The sequence below is a fragment of the Micromonospora palomenae genome (assembly GCF_007829925.1).
Classification (GTDB): domain Bacteria; phylum Actinomycetota; class Actinomycetes; order Mycobacteriales; family Micromonosporaceae; genus Micromonospora; species Micromonospora purpureochromogenes.
This window is the reverse complement of record NZ_VIXA01000001.1, coordinates 108,598-126,114: the sequence shown is the minus strand read 5'-3', so window position 1 is coordinate 126,114 and position 17,517 is coordinate 108,598. Positions and strand designations below refer to the sequence as shown.

Annotated in this window: 7 protein-coding genes; 1 reads left to right on the top strand and 6 read right to left on the bottom strand. The window is 69.1% G+C overall.

Annotation, left to right across the window (positions count from 1 at the left end):
* Position 1: 1 nt before the first annotated feature.
* The 6 genes from FHX75_RS00510 to FHX75_RS00485 form a co-directional block, all read right to left on the bottom strand.
* The gene (locus FHX75_RS00510; protein ID WP_170285257.1) at positions 2 to 9,055 is read right to left on the bottom strand and encodes a golvesin C-terminal-like domain-containing protein; all 9,054 of its coding nucleotides are present in this window, start codon (positions 9,053 to 9,055) and stop codon (positions 2 to 4) included.
* A gap of 226 nt (positions 9,056 to 9,281) precedes the next feature.
* The gene (locus tag FHX75_RS00505; protein ID WP_154936127.1) at positions 9,282 to 9,983 is read right to left on the bottom strand and encodes a L,D-transpeptidase family protein; all 702 of its coding nucleotides are present in this window, start codon (positions 9,981 to 9,983) and stop codon (positions 9,282 to 9,284) included.
* 467 nt (positions 9,984 to 10,450) lie between these two features.
* Entirely contained in the window at positions 10,451 to 11,242 is a 792-nt protein-coding gene (locus tag FHX75_RS00500; RefSeq protein WP_154936126.1) for a DUF4184 family protein, read from the bottom strand.
* A gap of 28 nt (positions 11,243 to 11,270) precedes the next feature.
* Positions 11,271 to 11,969 (bottom strand): HAD family hydrolase, encoded by a 699-nt coding sequence (locus tag FHX75_RS00495; protein WP_154936125.1) that lies wholly within the window; start codon positions 11,967 to 11,969, stop codon positions 11,271 to 11,273.
* Positions 11,970 to 12,077: 108 nt separating this feature from the next.
* The gene (locus FHX75_RS00490) at positions 12,078 to 12,746 is read right to left on the bottom strand and encodes a TetR-like C-terminal domain-containing protein (RefSeq protein WP_246157475.1); all 669 of its coding nucleotides are present in this window, start codon (positions 12,744 to 12,746) and stop codon (positions 12,078 to 12,080) included.
* A gap of 46 nt (positions 12,747 to 12,792) precedes the next feature.
* Positions 12,793 to 15,501, bottom strand: a complete 2,709-nt coding sequence (locus FHX75_RS00485) for an MGH1-like glycoside hydrolase domain-containing protein (RefSeq protein ID WP_154936124.1) — start codon at positions 15,499 to 15,501, stop codon at positions 12,793 to 12,795.
* Positions 15,502 to 15,546: 45 nt separating this feature from the next.
* On the opposite strand from FHX75_RS00485, the gene FHX75_RS00480 reads away from it, so the two are divergent.
* Positions 15,547 to 17,487: an amylo-alpha-1,6-glucosidase gene (locus FHX75_RS00480; protein ID WP_154936123.1), complete on the top strand. Its 1,941-nt coding sequence runs from the start codon at positions 15,547 to 15,549 to the stop codon at positions 17,485 to 17,487.
* Positions 17,488 to 17,517 lie beyond the last annotated feature (30 nt).

Sequence of the window (17,517 nt, the reverse complement as noted above, 5' to 3'; positions counted from 1 at the left end):
ACTACTGGAGTCGGGCCCGTTCCCGTTGAAGCAGGCTTACGAGCAATTCCCTCGCCCCCCTGTTCAGGGCTCGACCGCCCTTTGCCTTCTCGCTGTAGTACGGGACCGTATACGTGATCCTCGCGTCACTCGCCATGCGGTCGCTACCGGCCAGCATCGGCCCACACCTATCAGGACACGGCAGCCGCTCGCTGTACAACTCATGGATCATCTCTCCGTCTTTCAACTGATCCATGATGGAATCTTCCGAGTGGTAATCCTTGCGCTTGCTGACGCCAGCGACGAGCCGTTCCCCTTCAGGCCCCTTCACCCTAGCCACCGCAACATTGCGGTCACCGTCCCAGAGCCCTGCTTTCTGGCGCGTCTCAAAGGCCTTCTTGCTCAATTCATCGCTGTTGAGATCGATCTGCTCAGGGCACTCGTTGTGAACCAGGATCGTCTGGCCACCGGCCAAGACGTAATAGTTGTGGTCAGCGTCGACGGTGAGGTTGAAGACACGCTCATGGCGCCGCTCATGGTCCACCAGACTGATCTGGACCCAGACGCCCGACGAGGTCCTTAGCCACATGCCTGGCTTGAGGGTGTCGGCGGTCACCCAACGCCCGACGTCCGGCAGCCAGTAGTGGTGACCCCCGGTGGAGGTGACCTTGCCGGTGGCATCGCCGTTCTGACCATCGAGGTCGATGGTCAGGGTGACCAGCTTCTTGTCGCCCTTGTTGTTACGGGTGTCCGTGACCTGACGGTCCCGGGTGTCACCGGTCTCAACATCCGTGGCCTTGATCCAGTCGCCCTCCCGCAGGTCCTCAATGGCCTTTGTCGAACCGTCGGCCATCAGCACCTTCGTGCCAGGGACGAAACTGTTCACCTTGCAGCTCGGACCGGACTTCGGCGTGCCGGTGGAGGGTTCTCCTGCCTTCGCGGCCTTGCGGGTGTCGTTGGTCGTGTCGATGCCGTCGACGACCTTCTTACCGGTCTTGGCCAGCTTCGCCGCCGCCACCGCGTTACCCGCCAGCGGGATAGCGGAAGCCATCGACATGGCGGCGTCGACGTAGTTGCCCTCGGCGAGGTACCAGATGCCGTTGGCCACATCGGCGACCTCACCGATCACCGGCACCATGCCCGCCACGTCCAGGGCGGCGTGACCGACATCCGACCACGACATCCCGAACAGGTGCCCGTCCAACTCCACGAAGCTGACCGGGTTACCACCAGCGAACGCATACCGGTTACCGGTGAACGGATCCGTCGCCAGACCCATGTCCGCCATGGCGCCGCCGTAGGAGTCCCGCGTCAGGAACCGGTTCAGGCCCGGGTCGTAGTTGCGGAAGCCCATGTCGTACGTGCCGGAGCCGGCGTCCCAGCGGGAGGCGTTGAACCGGAACGCGTTGTACGGCTCCTCACCCTCCGCCTGCGCACCCGGCTTGTCCACACCCGTGAACTGCGACTCGTCGTCCTTGCCGTACGCCGTGTAGCCGTACGTCGCCCGAGTCTTACCGTCCTCCTTCGTGATACCGACGACATCACCACGCGGCCGGTAGATGAACTGCGAGTACTCCCGCGATCCATCGTCCTTGTGCTTGATCTGGGTCAGCTGCTGACCCCACGGCGCGTACTGGTAGGACTTGGTCGCCTTACCCGCGACCTCCTCCCGCAGCACCTGGTTGTCCATCCCCAGGTACGTGAACGCCGTCGTCTTCGAACCCGTTGTCTGCGACACCGTCCGGTCGAACGGGTCGTACACGTAGGTCGTCGACTTCGCCGTCGCACCGATACCCGCGGTGGTCTTCGCCGTGCGGTCGAACCCGTCGTAGTAGTACTTCTGCGCCCGCTGACCACCCATCGACACCGTGTCGAGGCGACCCAACGGGTCGTAGTTGTACGTCGACGTCACCCCACCGGAGGTGGTGGAGTGCAGCCGGTTCCGGTCGTACTTGCTGGTGCTGGTCGCGCCCTCGATCGTCTGCGCCACCGTGTTGCTGTTGGCGTCGTAGGTGTACGACTCCACCGAGCTGCTGTCACCGGTCTTGTCGAGCCGGCTGATGCGGTCCTGCGGGTCGTAGGAGAAGACGTACGTGTTGTCGATGTGGTCCGCCGAGTTGTCGGCGTTCATCAACTTCATGACGTCCCGGGACGGGTGCCCGTTGGCCGAGTACTCCAGGTTGTGCTCGGCGACCGTCGCCCCGCCGGAGGTCTTCTCCAGCTGACGCTTGGTGGCGCCGTCCAGGTAGTACTCGAAGTCCACCGTGTTGCCGTTGGGCTTGACCTGGTTGAGCATCTGCCCGCGGGCGGTGTAGGCGAACGTCGAGATCTGCTGGTTACCCGCAGTCGCCGAGTCGGCGTTGGTCACCTTGGCGACCATGTCCCGCTCGTCGTACTCGATCTTCGACCAGGTCAGGTCGTGGGTCGAGGTGAGCGGGTTGCCGTTCGGGTCGTACGTCAGCGACGTGGTGTTCTTCGGCGTCGTCGCCGTCCCGACGAACTCCTTCACCGAGGCGATCTGGTTGAGGTCGTCGTACCCGATCTCGTACCGGCCGATCTTCGCGCCGGGGCTGAGATCCTTGACCTCGACCATCATCCCGTTCGGGTTGTACTTGTAGGTGAACTCCTTCTTCTCGTTGTCGACGTCGGCGGCGTTGTCCCGCACCAGCTTCACCGCGTCGGCGACCACCTTGCCCGTCGCCTGGTCGGTGAGGGTGATCTTCTGGACACCGTCCTCGACGAACGCGTACTTGCCCAGGTTGATCCAGGTGCCGGCGCCCTGGGTCTGGTTCACCGTCTTGGTGACGCTGGCGCCACCGCTGTAGGTGATGGTGAACTTGGCGTCCGTCGCCGCACCGCTGACCTGCGGATACCGCACGAACACGTCGTAGTTGCCGCCCTGCGGGATGTTCAGCTGCCAGTTGAACTGGGCCGTGCCGCTACCCGCCGGCGCGGTGGCCACGTCGTAGCCGTAGTTGCCCTGGGCAGCGCCGCTCGTCCAGGTGCCCTGGGTGGCGGTGTTGTGGGTGTCGGAGTTGTCGACCAGGACCACGTCCTTGCCGACCGGCAGGCCGTCCTCCGACCGACCCTTCTGGTTGCCCGACGGGAAGTAGTCCCAGGTCATCGTCCGGGACTGCGACCCACCGGCCGAGGTCAGCGTGGTCTTGATCTGCTGACCCAGGTCGTTGTAGTCGTACGACGTGGTGATGTCCCACGGGTCGGACGTGGTCTTGGTCCACCCGTTGTCGTAGTACGTGTACGTGGTGTCGTTGCGGACCGTCTGCCCGTCCGACGGCGGCGCGCTGACCTTCTCCAGGTTGCCCACCGAGTCGTACGTGTAGATGGTCTTGTTGGGCGTGTTGTAGCGGCTGTCGTCCTTGTCGTAGGCCGACCACTCCTCCGCGACGCGGTTGAGCTTGTCGTACACCGTCTGGGTGGCGAAGTCGTCGGCGTCGACGGCTTCGTCGGTGTTCACACCGCGCGGGCTGATCACCTTCGTCTGGTTGCCGACCTGGTCGTACTCGTACTTGGTGGTGCGGTGAGTGATGGTGCCGGCGCCGTCCTTGCTGTGCGGCACCTTCGATTCCACCAGCGCGCCGCGGGCGTCGTACTTCGCCAGCGACTCGTTGCCGTCCGCGTCGGTGCTGCCGACCGTCAGGCCGTCCTTGTCGTAGCGGGCGGTGGTGAACTTGCCGAGCGCGTCCGTGGTCTTGACGACCCGGTGGTTCCAGTCGTAGTCGAACTTCGTGGTGAAGTCGTCCGCGGCGCTGGCGTTCTTCTTGGCGTCGTAGAGGACCTTGACGTTGCCGACGTTGTCGTACTCCGTGCTGACCTTCTGGCCGAGACCGTTGCTGACCTCGATCGGCTGGTAGATCACGTCGTACTTCGTGGTCGTCGTGAAGTCGCCGACCGTCGCGGTCAGGTTGCCCTGCGGCTCCGTGACGGTCAGGACGTTGCCGACCTTGTCGTACGTCGTGGTGGTCTTCCGCTCCGGGTCGGTCGCCTCGTCCTTCGGAGCCAGCGTCTCGAGGACCTGGTCCGCCCGGTCGTAGACCGAGGTCGACGCCGTCCCGTTGGCCGCGAACGCCTTCGTGATGTTGTCGTTCTGGTCGTACTCCGGGGCCGTGGTGGTGATGTAGCGGCCGTTGGCCGCGTCCACCGGCTCGACCTTGGTGGTCGGGCGGCCGAAGGTGTCGTACGCCTGGGTGACCTTGGCGTTCTTGCCGTTCTTGACCTCGGTGACGTTGCCCCGAGCGTCGTACGTGAAGTACGACAACCCGTCGCCGGCGTCCTTGATGGTCGTCGGGTAGCCGCTGACGTGGAAGGGGCCGTACTGGGTGATGTTGCCCCTGGCGTCCTTGGCGGTGAGGAGCTGGCCCCACTCGTCGTAGGTGTTGGTGCTGGTGTAGTCGCCAACGGTCGCCGTGGTGTTGCCAAGCGGGTCGGTGACCGACTCGATGTCACCCTCGGCGGTGTACGCGAAGCTCCACTTGCGACCCTCCGAGCTGGTCTTGGTGAGCACCTCGGCGACGTACCCGTTGAGCTGGCGCTGGTAGGTCAGCACCGTGCCCGGCCAGCCGTTCTTGACCGCCTCGGCGTCCTTCACCACCGTCGGGTAACCGGTCTTGGTGTCGTACTCCCAGGTGGAGACGGCGGTGTTGGCCTCCTCGAGCCGGGTGACGTTGTGATCGTCGTCCCAGCCGAGCTTGGTGACCTCGTTCTTGGCGTTGGTGGTCTGGATGGACCGTCCGTAGCCGTCCATCAGGTAGGTCGTGGCGTGGTTCTCCGCGTCCGTGACCGTCGTCTGGATGTTGTTGGTGGCGTCCGGGTCGACGTAGCCGAACTGGGTCGGGTGACCGAGCCGGTCGGTGTAGGACTTGGTCCGCCAGTGCCACTTCGGGTCGTCGCCGGCCTGCGGGTAGTTGTAGACCAGGTCGGTGGAGTAGGCCTGGCCGGTGGCGCTGGCCCGCGGGTCGGTGACCTTGACCAGTTTGACGTTCTTGTTCCCCTGCGTCATGTCGTAGCGGAACTTGAACGTCTTCGGCGTGCCGTTGGTGGAGCCGGCGCCGTCGATCAGCTCACCCAGCAGACCCTTGTCCGTGTAGGTGAAGGTGAGCTTGCGTCCCGAGATGTCGGTGATCTGCGAGACGTGGTCGATGATCTTCGGGTTGGTCAGGTTGGTCGCACCGGACACCCGGGCCCAGGTGGTGTCGTTGATGTAGTCGTAGGTCTGGCCCTTGGCGTAGTAGTCCAGGGTCAGGGTGATCCGGCCGGTCGGGTCGGTGATGTACCGGAGAAACTTGGTCGGCTTGTTGTTGCTCTTGCGCTCCTCGTAGGTGAAGAGCATCTCGTTGCCGTTGTTGTCGACCGTGCTGGAGAGGAAGCCCTCGCAGTCGTAGAAGAACTGCGTGCGGTCCGGCTTGGTGAGCACCCAGGCCTTGCGCTCCTGCACGTTCGGCTTGCAGTCGACCGGGCTGTTCTTCTGCAGGTAGAGGTTGACCCCCTTGGGGCTCTTCCACTCGGAGGTGGCCGAGTCCCAGGTGAACCAGTGGCTGGTGCCGTCGCCGTCGGTCAGCGTGACCTTCGTCGGGTTCGGATTGGGGTGGAAGTCCAGCGGGGTGCCCAGGCGCATCATCGACGACGCCTGCAGCGACCAGCCGAAACCGGCGACCGAGTCGCTGGTGTCCAGCGAGTTGTACGACATCCGCACGAACGTCGACAGGCCACGCGACGGGTTGTTGATCGGGTTGTACGACCAGACGGTGTTGCCGGCGAACAGGTTGTTCATCAGGGTGCCGCCGGCGCCGGTGTTCTTGCCCGCGTACGAGTAGAACTTCTCCAGACCGAGCTGGTCGGAGGTCGGCTCCTCCACCGCCACGTTCTGTGGCAGCCCCTTGATCGGGCCGGTCGCCGACAGCTTCCGGCCGTCGAGCTTGCTGCGCAGGTCCCAGCTGAGCACGTACTCGCTGCGCTTGTTGCCGTCGGTGGACGACGGCGGGGTCTTCACCTGGGCGGTGATGTCGACCGTGCCGCCGGCCAGCACGTCCTTCGGCAGCGGCGTACGCAACTCGTAGCTCTCGTCCGGGACGTCCTCCAGGACACCCGCCGCGTTGTACCGCTTCCAGTCGTAGGACAGTTCCCAGTCGCTGGTGTTCCAGGGCGCCAGCGTCGGGTTCGACACGGTCACCGGAAGGGTGTACGTGGCATTCGGCGTCAGCGTCTGCGGCGTCGAGGCCGCATAGTAGGTCGACTCGGCGGTCTGCTCGAGGTAGGTCACCTCCAACGTCGGCCGCAGCAGCGGCTCGGCGGCCTCGGAGGACAACAGCATTGCCCGCGCCGTCAGGTTCGTCTCGTCGCGCTGGCGCAGCAGGAAGCCCTTGTTGTTGGCGGGCGTGGTGAGCCAGCCCTTGACCGCGGGCGTGACGTTCCAGTTCTCCCACTCCGGGTCGTTGGTGAACCCGTTGAAGCTCGCCTTCCAGCTGGCGTCGTAGTCACCGCCGCCGCCGGTGGTGAGCCACGCGGTGGTGCCGTTGCTGGTGTTCCAGGTCGCCTTGGTCTCGTCGAACGCTGTCGTCAACTTGTAGACGTCGACGTACTCGTCAGTGTCGTCACCCGGGTAGAGATAGGTGTTGTACATCCGCAGCTGCGCGTCGACCACCTGCGCGCTGCTCGGGATCCCGGCCAGGTCGGGGAACTTGACCAGACCCCGGGTGTCGCCGTAGTAGGACGAGTTGTTGCCCGGGCTGACGTACGGGTCACCGTCGTAGACGTTCACGTTCTCAGTCGCACGGGCCTTGGACAGGGTGGTGTCGACGACCCCGTCAGTGCCGGTCGGGGTGGTGCCGGCGGTCCGGTAGATCCGGGTGATCTGACCAGCCTTCGGCAGCATCGCCTGCTGGGTGGGGCCGGCGATCACCTCACCGTCCTGGGTCTTCACCGCGACCATGTAGTAGTAGAACTTCCGCGCCATCGGGTCGGTGTTGTCCGCCGCCGTCGGCACCGCGGTGGTGTCCTGATACGACCGGGTCGCCGAGGACACCGGCGCGATCAGCGTCGCGGCCGAGGGCTCGAAGTTCTGGTGGATGCTGCGGTGCACCTGGTACTCGACGATGTTGTCGCCGGTCGCCGTCGACGGGTCGACGTACTCGGGCCAGTCCAGCACCGCACCGGTGGAGGTGATCGTCGTCGGCGGGTTCACCGTGACACTCGGCCGGCCGTAGGTGACCACCAGCTTCGGCAGGTTGAAGTCCCGCCGGTCGTTGTTGTAGGCGTACTCGGACGCCTCGTAGATCGGCCCGCCCTTGCCCTTGGTCGCCTCGTCGAGCGCCTTGACCATGAACCCGTAGTTCGCCGTGCCGTTGACCCACTCCTGCACCACGTTGCGCACGGGGAACGAGTTCCAGACGCTGGACTTGGCGTACTTCTTGACCGCGCCGGCCTTGGTGAACCGCACCGCGTCGGCGATCGCCGACGTGCCGGGCACGCCGTTGAGCACCACCTTGCCGGTGGTGCCGGCCACGAACGGATGGGTACCCAGCGTCACCCACTTGCCCTGGCTGTCCGGCGTGGTCTGGTCGACCTCGTACCTCTTCGACCCACCGGAGAAGTAGACGGTGTACGGGGCGTTGTTCGGCCGGTCCAACGGAGAACCCACGTAGTGGACCTCGACCTGGTAGTCACCCGACTCGGTGATGGTCGGCACCCAGGTGTGCGTGTCCGACGAGCTGGAGCTGCCGTGGTACTTGTAGTCGCCGTTGATTCCCTGCGCCTTCAACGTGCTGGTCGAGTACGGCCACGTCCCGACCACCGACGTCCCGGAATCGCCGTCGTCCTTGGTCACCACGTTGGCCGCCGGCGCACCGGCGAACTTGGTGCTCATGGTTCCCCACGTCGCGGATCCCTCGGTCCAGTCCGCGGTCACCCGGTGCGCCTGCATCGGCACGTCGGCCGCATAGGTGGTGTGCGTCTGCGAGTAGTACAGCTGCAACTGCGCGTCGGCGATCGGCGTGTTCGCCGGAATCGAGCCAAGGTTGAACTTGAGCAGCGATCGCCAGGCCTGCGTGTCGGTCGTGCCGACCTTCAGCTGGTACGTGTCGTTGTGGGGCGTGGTGGGGGCGCCCGAGTAGATCTCGACGTCCTGGGCGTCGGTCGGCACCGGCTGGATCTTGATGGTCGGGTCGATCACCACCGGATAGACGCGGGCCGGGTCGGCCAGCCAGCCGGCGTCGGCGGACACCGTGACGCTGGTCTGCCCGTACATCTGCTGCACCCGCTGGGTGACCTTGTCGCTCCACACCTTGCCGTGCGGAGAGGCCTTGTCGTCCTTCGCGTCGTACATGAACGGCGCCGGCATCACGAACGCCGGCTCACCACCGCCGCGCGGTACGAACGCGATCGAGCCGTCCGCCCGCTGCTGCGCGGTCAGGCCGGCGGTGTCCAGGGTGAAGGTGTACGACACCGGCCCGGTCGGGGCGCGGTGCAGGACGATCTTCTCCTTGAGCGCGGTGGAGGTGACGTCGTAGACGACGTCGGCGCCACCGGCGAGCCCCGGATAGGTGACCGTGGAACCGGAGACCTTCGGCGTGACGCTCTTGGCAGCGCCGGCCAGGCCCAGCTCGATGACCCGGCCGTCCTTCTCGAAGCGGGCCAGCTCGTCGGAGCTGTCGCCGAAGAGGCTGGTGAAGGTGTTGGTCCGGTTGCCCTGGACGTACCCCTTGTCCCTGGCCGGGCGGACCGTGGTGTCGATGGTCTGGAACTTGCCCTTGGCGTCCTTGTAGTGCAGCGGCACCATCGAGATCTCGGCCTGCGTCCGACCGTCCGAGAGCTGATAGACCCTGCCGTTGGCGGTCCGCTTGCCGGTCAGCTCCTTGACCCGCTTCTGGGGCGGCCAGTTCTTGGCCGGCGGCGGCTTCTCGTTCACCGCCAGCCCGGCGCTGACCGCCTCCGGCCGGGCCTTGCGCGGCCCACCGTCGACCATGTCGCGTGCCGCGTTACCCAGCTTCGAGAAGAAGCCGTCGTCCTCCTCGGCGTTCGCCACCGGGACGGCAGCGGCGAGCTGGTCGTCTGGCACCTCCATCCAGCCCACCGTGGCCATTAACGCCAGCACCAGTCCCCCGACGAGGGGACCTCGTGATCGTCTCTTCACCGCTACCCTCCGGTCCTCGACAGACACGTCGGGTGGAGGCTAGGAAGCGCCGATATGCGCGCTGCTATCTTGCGGCTACTTCCCGACGACCCTGCACGGAGCACGGAAGGAGCCTCCGGCCGTTCGGCCGGAGGCTCCTGGGTGGACCCGGAACCCGCTAGTAGCGGCCCAGGTTCTGCACCGGGCACATGACGATGCGCGGCGAGCGGGCCGGGTCGAGCCACTTCAGCACCGAGACCAGGTTGGCGTGGGACATGCTCACGCAGCCGGCGGTGGCGTTGCCGCCGGAGGTGCTGTACTCGTGCAGGAAGATCCCGCTGCCCTTCATGGGAACGGGCGCGGCCACGTTCGGCGGCATGTTGTACGTGATCACCGCGAAGTGGGTGTACGCCGGCTTCTCCGTCCACAGCGCCTCGCTCCAACCACCCGGGTTGGTGGTGGTGTGCTGGAACGTGTTGTAGGCGGGCGAGTCGGGGTTCTCGTTCCACCAGTCGTACTGCACGACCTGGTGGTAGGGGTAGCGCACGCCGGGGTTGGCGCCGATGCCGTACATGGTCGGGCCGAACGAGTAGACCCCGGTGGGGGTGTTCGGCACGCCCTCCAGGTGGTTGTCGCTGAAGCCCTTCGAGCCGATCCGGGCCGGCAGCGGCGCCGACACCGCCACCCAGTGGCCGTTGACCTTGTGGAACGTCTCCAGGGTGGCGTAGGTGGTGCTGTAGCTCTCACCGGTCACGACGACCACCTGCGTCGTCGCGGCGGGCAGGGTGGTCAACCGGGAGGCCCGGTTGGGCGGCGGGATCGGTTTCGCCCGGCCCGTCGTCGTCCCGACGGGGCCACCGGCGATAGGAGTTGCTTCCATTCGCCAGATGATCGCATCCCGGCCGTCTTCCCGGTGTCCCGGAAATGGTGACGGATCTCGTCGCACAATTTCGGCGGGTCGATGTAACGCGCAGGACGCGGCCGACGCTTTCACTTTCCGGTCGAGAAGAGGGAGCGGCGCGTAAACAGTTCTGGTGGTGGGTCAGGACCGGGTCCGCAACTCCCCGGCCCTGACCACCAGCCGTCCGGTGTGGTAGCGGAATCGCCGCTGCGAGCACGGCGGGCGTGGCACGCCGCCCACGCCGGGCTCAGCACGGCGAGCCGGCCCGCCTGCACTCAGCTCCACGGTGCCCAACTACCGGACTTCGGTGCGTTCCCGACTCACCCCGAAGAGCCGTGAACGCGCGCCCAGGTTAGGCATCCGGCCGCCGCTCGGACAAGCATTCCGGGGCTCCGCCGAATGTGATTGATGCCAATCCTGAAATGCGGCATGTCCGCGTAACGCGGCTACCCGGGTTGACGCTGTTTCTCCTCGAAGCGACCCGTCCGGCCGGGGGACGTCCGGCCGACCGAGAGCGCTCCCGCCGCGCCGGCGCCGGCGATGAGCGCGAGGGCCGCCAGGTGCAGCAGTCGGACCCCGGCGGGAGCGGGCACGGTGGCGGCCGGCAGCAGCGGCAACACCGTCGCCCCGGCGGCGGTGACCGGCAGGGCCACCGCCCAGAAGACGGCGGGCCGCGCCGGCGGCGGAGGCGGTCGTACCCCTTGGAAGATCTCGCCCCGGCGGGCCGCCCGCAGCGCCAGGGCGACCACCACGACGCCGCCGACGGCGGTGCTGACCAGGTCCGAGAAGAACCACCAGTACATGCCGGTGTGCGCGTGGAAGTCGTCGATCCCGACCAGGCGCAGCCAGCGCTCGGTGTGCGTGGCCCGGTCCCAGAGCACGTGACTGGCCGCGCCGATCAGCGCCGAGCAGACCGTGACCTGCCACGGGTGCCGGACCGCGCCGAGGGCGGCGTGATCCCGCCAGGCGAAGAGCCGGTCGCCGGGCAGGTGCACCGCGATCCCGGCCACCGTGCGGCGGACGATCCAGGCGTAGGCCAACGCGACGGGCAGGCCCCACCAGAGCACCCCGCCCGCGGTGTGGGTGTGCCCGCCCAGCTCGATCCCGGTGCCGGTGAACAGGTAGGCGACGTCCGGCGACACCGCGCCGGTGGCCAGCGCGACCCCGTCGAACCAGCGCGGTCGCCACAGCTTGAGCGGCAGCACCGGCGCCAGGTGCGAGGGGAACGTCAGGGGCACCTACCGGACGTTACCGGCCGCGCTCGCTCTAGAAGTACCGAAGCAGGTCGGTGAACTCCTTCAGGCGCAGCACGCCCTCGTCGGCCGGGTCGAGTTCGTCGTGCTCCAGCACCCAGGTGTTCTCGTTCGGGATGAACACCGCGTTCATGCCCGCGGCCCGGGCGGGCAGGATGTCGGACTTCGGGGAGTTGCCGATCATCCAGGCGCGGGCCGGGTCGAAGCCGTGCTCGCGGGCCAGCCAGCGGTAGGTGTCGACGTCCTTCTCCATCACGATGTGCGCGGCGTCGAAGTGGTGCAGCAGCCCGCAGGCGTCGAGCTTGCGCTGCTGCTCCTCCCGGTCGCCCTTGGTCAGCAGCAGCAGGTCGTACCGGCCGGCGAGGGCGTCCAGGGTGTCGGCGACGCCGGGCATCAGCTCCACCTGGTGGGCGACGAGCGCGGCGGCCAGCTCGTCGATCTCCCGGCGCTCCCGCTCGGTGGCGGGCCGCTCGCGCAGCTTCTCCAGGCACTCGCCGAGGCTGCGCAGGAAGACCTTGCTGCCGTACCCGTGGGCCACCGCGTTGGCGCGTTCGATGTCGTCCAGCACCGCCCGGATCTGCGCCCGGTCCAGCGTCGGGTGCTCCAGCCAGTCCAGGAAGTCGTCGATCACCCGCTCGAAGACGACGTTGTTCTCCCAGAGCGTGTCGTCGGCGTCGAAGACGAGCACCGCCGCGTCCCGGCGCTGTTCCATGGGTCCCCCTCCCGGTCTGGCGTCCGGGACACGCTACTGCGCGCCGCCGGCGAAGGTCATCCGGGTTACGCCGCGGCGTGGCGCCCGACACGAGGTCGACCACGCAGGTCAGGGCGCGGCGAACAGCCCGGCCGCGATCAGCTCCTCCCGCTGCTCCTGGGTCTCCGGTCGCAGCCGGCCGCCCCGGGTCAGCATGACCGTGCCGTGCAGGAGGGCCCAGCCGATCTCGGCGAGCGTGTCGGGGTCGCGGCCGGCGGCCAGCGGCGTCAGCGCGGCGCGCAGTTCGGCGAAAGCGGCGCGGGGCGCGCCGGGCGCCGGGTCGCGGCCGAGGGTGAGGTCCGGGGTGTGGGCGAGCATGGCGTCGTACACCTCCGGGTTGGCGTACGCGAAGTCCAGGTACGTCGTCACCACCGCCGGCCAGGCGCCGTCGTCGCCGACCGCTGCCCGGGCGGCGGCGAGGGCGGCGGCCAGGTCGGCGAAGCCGCGCAGCGCCACGGCGGCCACCAGCGCGGCCGGATCGGGGAAGCGGCGGTACAGGGTCTCGATGTCGATCCCGGTCCGCTCGGCCAGCCGGCGGCGGGTCACCGCCGCCCACCCCTCGGCCTCGGCCAGCCGCCGGGCGGCCGCCACGACCCGGGCCGGCTCGCCCGGCTCGTCCGAACCAGCCGACTCGGCGGGCTCGTCCGAACCAGCCGGCTCGGTTGGCTCGTTCGACTCGGCCGGCTCGGCGTCCGGGCCGTCGGTGGGCGACACCCGGTCGATGCTAGCGACGGTCACCTGTGGTCACCGTCCGGTGACGGATTGGCGACTCTCCCCCGGCAGGTCAGCGCCGCAGGGTGAGGATGAGGTCCGCGACCAGCGCGGTCCACCCGGTCTGGTGCCAGGCCCCCAGGCCGGCGCCGTTGTCGCCGTGGAAGTACTCCGGGAAGCAGATCAGGTCCCGCCAGTCGGGGTGGGTCTGGAAGAGCTGGGCGGCGCCGTAGATCGGCCGTCGCCCCCAGTCGTCCCGGGTGAACAGCGAGATCAGCCGGGCCGACAGGTCGTCGGCGATCTCATCGAGGGTGCACTTGCGCCCGGAGCGGGTCGGGTACTCCACCTGGAGGTCGTCGCCGAAGAACGCCGCGTAGTCGCGCAACGCGCTGATCAGCAGGAAGTTCGTCGGCATCCAGATCGGGCCCCGCCAGTTGGAGTTGCCGCCGAACAGGCCGCTGGTCGACTCGGCCGGCTCGTACCCGACGGCGAACTCCTGCCCGCCCAGGGTCACCGAGAAGGGCTTGTCCAGGTGGGCGCGGCTCAGCGTGCGCAGGCCGTAGTCGGAGAGGAACTCGTCGGGGTCCAGCATCCGGGCGAGCAGCCGGACCACCTGCTCCGGGCCGACCATGGAGAGCAGCCGCTGCTGGCGGCCGTCCGGGCCGAGCCGGCGGGCGCCGATCACGTCGGCGTACTCGGGGCGGTGGGTGAGGAACCAGCGCAGCCGGGCGCCCAGCTCGGGCAGGCGTTGCAGGGTGCGCGCGGTGAGCCGGGTGGTGGCGGCCAGCGGCAGCAGCCCGACCACCGAACGCACCCGCAGCGGCACCTGGCTGCCGTCGGCCAGCCGCAGCACGTCGTAGAAGAAGGCGTCCTCGTCGTCCCAGAGCCCCTGTGAGTACGCGGCCGCCGCGATGTACGCGAAGTGCTCGAAGAACTTGGTGGCGGTGTCGACGTAGGCGTGGTCGTGCTCGGCGAGCACGATGGCCATGTCCAGCAGGTTGAGCGCGTACATCGCCATCCAGCCGGTGCCGTCGGACTGCTCCAGCACCCCGGCCACCGGCAGCGCGGCGGACCGGTCGAACGGGCCGACGTTGTCCAGCCCGAGGAAGCCGCCCTCGAAGACGTTGTTGCCGCCGGTGTCCTTGCGGTTGACCCACCAGGTGAAGTTGAGCAGCAGCTTGTGCATCACCCGGGCCAGGAACTGGTGGTCGCGCCCGCCGTCGATCTCGAACACCTTCAGCGCCGCCCAGGCGTGCACCGGCGGGTTGACGTCGCCGAACGCCCACTCGTACGCCGGGATCTGCCCGTTGGGGTGCAGGTACCACTCGCGGAGTAGGAGCAGCAGCTGGTCCTTGGCGAAGCCCGGGTCGACCCGGGCGATGCTGACGCAGTGGAAGGCCAGGTCCCAGGCGGCGTACCAGGGGTACTCCCAGGGGTCGGGCATCGAGATCACGTCGAAGCTGTTCATGTGCCACCAGGCGCTGTTGCGCCCGTGCCGGCGACCGGCCGGCGGCGGCGCGGAGCCGGGATCGCCTTCCAGCCACCGCTTGACGTCGAAGTGGTAGAACTGCTTGCCCCACATCAGCCCGGCGATGGCCTGCCGGGCGATCAGGGCCTCGTCGGCGCTGGCCGCCGCCGGGATGACCCCGGCGAAGAACCGGTTGGCCTCGGCCCGGCGGGCCCAGAGCACCGCGTCGAAGCCGTCGCACAGGTCCGCCGGGGGCGGCGGGGCGGTGCCGGGCGGCGGGGCCGTGCGGGTCAGCCGCAGCCGGATCTGCCGCTGGCCGCCGGCGGGCACGTCGAGGACGTAGTGCAGCGCCCCCTTGGTCCCCTCCCGCGCCGGGTTGACCGTGGCCGCGCCGGTCACGACGTGGTCGTTGATGCCGTCCTTCGGGTACGGCGACCGCCCCGGCAGCCCCCAGAGCCGCTCGGCGTTGGTGTCGTTGTCGCAGAGCAGCGGGGTCGGCGCGCCGTCGCCCTCCAGCAGGACCTGGCCCAGCACCCAGTGCTCACCGACCAGCCGGGAGCCCTCGCCGACCAGCCGGGGCACGCGGTCGGCGCCGGGCAGCCCCCAGGCCCAGGTGTTGCGGAAGAACAGGTGCGGCAGCACGTGCAGGGTGGCCGCCTCGTCACCCCGGTTGGCGACCGTGACGAGGATGCACATGTCGGTCGGGGACGCCTTGGCGTAGTCGACGGTCACCGCCCAGTACCGGTCGTCGTCGAAGATCCCGGTGTCCACCAGCTCGTACTCGGTCTCGTCCCGCGCGCGCAGCGCGTTGACCGCGACCAGCTCGTCGTACGGGAAGGCGGCCTGCGGGTAGTGGTAGCGCCAGCGCATCCAGGAGTGGGTGGGCGTGGAGTCCTCGTACCACCAGTACTCCTTGACGTCCTCGCCGTGGTTGCCGCCGTCGCCGCCGAGGCCGAACATCCGCTCCTTGAGGATCGGGTCGACGCCGTTCCAGAGCGCGAGGGAGAAGCAGAAGGTCTGCCGGTCGTCGCAGACGCCGGCCATGCCGTCCTCGTTCCACCGGTAGGCTCTGGACCGCGCGTGGTCGTGGGGGAAGTAGTCCCACGCCGTACCGTGCTCGCTGTAGTCCTCCCGTACCGTCCCCCACGCCCGCTCGGACAGATAGGGACCCCATGCGCGCCAGTCCTGCTCCCCGGCGTCGGCCTGGGCCAGCCGGAGCCGCTCAGGGTCGGGGGACGGTGCGTCGGAGGGCGACCTGTCGGTGAACACGTGCACATCTTCGACGCCGCCGGGGTACTTCACCACAAGGGCCATTGTCGTCGTGGCGCGTCACACCTCGCGGCCGCAGGAGGAAAGTAGTTGATCGAGATCGGTTTCGGTCCGCAGGTCTGCGGCGAGCTGGCCGGCGGGGCGACCCGGGAGTGGCTGGTCACCGACGGCCTGGGCGGGTACGCGATGGGCACGGTGAGCGGGTTGCGCACCCGGCGCTACCACGGCCTGCTGGTGGTGGCCGGCGAGACGCCGGCGTCCCGCCGGGTGGGACTGGTGAGCCTGGACCCGGCGGTGACGCTGCCCTCCGGGGCGCGGGTGCGGCTCGGCGCGCACGAGTGGTCCTCGGGCGTGGTCGACCCGCGCGGCTTCGAGCTGCTGGAGCGCTTCGAGCTGGTCGACGGGCTGCCGCGCTGGCGCTGGCGGATCGGCGACGTGGTGATCGAGCGGGAGCTGGCGATGACCCATGGCCGCCCCGGCGTGGCGGTGGTGCACCGGCTGGTCGCCGGCGGCCCGGTCCGGCTGGAGCTCTCGGCGGCCTGCACCTGGCGGGACACGCACGGCGAGCGCCGCGCGGACGGCCCGGCGCCCCGGATGGAGCCGGTCGACGGCGGCGCGGTGGTGGAGGGCTCGTTCCGGCTGGCCGGGCCGGACTGGACGCCCGAGGGGCAGTGGTGGCTCGGCGTGCACCACCGCGAGGAGGCCGCGCGCGGGCTGCACCCGGAGGAGGACCTCTGGTACGCGGGCCGCTTCGCCGGCGCGCTGGACCGCCCCGGCGACACGGTGTCGGTGCTGGCCTGGGCCGGCGACCTCGCCGACGAGCCGCCGCCGGCGACCGAGGTGGTCGCGGCGGCCCGACGGCGGCACCGGGCGGTGGTGGCGGCGGCGAAGCCGGCCGACCCGGTCGAGGCCACCCTCACCCTGGCCGCGGACGCGTTCGTGGTGCGCACCGGCACCGGGCCCGACGTGGTGGCCGGCTACCCCTGGTTCGGGGCCTGGTCGCGGGACACGATGACCTCGTACGAGGGGCTGTTCCTGTGCACCGGGCGGGCCGACGAGGGGCGGGCGCTGCTGCGCTCGTACGCGGCCACGCTGTCGGAGGGGATGCTGTCGAACACGGCCGACACCGGCCGGGTGGAGTACAACACCGTCGACGCGACGCTGTGGTTCCTGCACGCGGTGAGCCGGCACGTCACGCTCACCGGCGACACCGACCTGGCCGACGAGCTGCTGCCGGCGCTGCACGGGGTGGTCGAGGCGCACCTGGCCGGCACCCGGTACGGCATCGCGGTCGACCCGGCCGACGGCCTGCTCACCCAGGGCGGCATCCCGGGCACCGCGCTGACCTGGATGGACGCGCGGGTCTACGGGGTGCCGGTGACGCCGCGCACCGGCAAGCCGGTCGAGGTCAACGCGCTCTGGGTCAACGGCCTGGCCGGCCTGGCCGAGCTGACCGAGCTGGCCGGCCGGGACGCGGCCGAGCTGTGGCGGTTGCACGCGCGGGCCCGGGAGGCGTTCGGCAAGCGGTTCCCGTCGCCGGCGGGCTGGCTGCACGACGTGGTGGACGCGCCGGCGCCGGCCTATCCGCTGGGCGGGGCGGCGTACCACGACGACGACCTGCTGCGCCCCAACCAGCTGCTGGCCTGGTCCCTGCCGTACGCCCCGCTGGAGCCGGACCCGGCGGTGCTGCGCCGGGTGGCGGCCGGGCTGTTCACCCCGCTCGGCCCGCGCAGCCTCTCCCCCGACTCCCCCGACTTCGCCGCCCGGCACCGGGGCGGGCCGGCCGAGCGGGACACCGCCTACCACCAGGGGACCGTCTGGCCGTGGCTGATCGGACCGTTCGTCGACGCGTACCGGAAGGCCGGCCTGGCCACCGATGACCTTTTGGTCGGACTTGAGGGCCATTTGGGGGATTATGGCCTAGGATCGGTGAGCGAGACGGCCGATGGCACCCCGCCGCACGCCGCCACCGGCTGCCCGTTCCAGGCGTGGTCGGTGGCCGAGCTGCTGCGCGTCCGCCGGCCCCGCTAGGCACGCGTTACACACCGGCAACGACGGCGT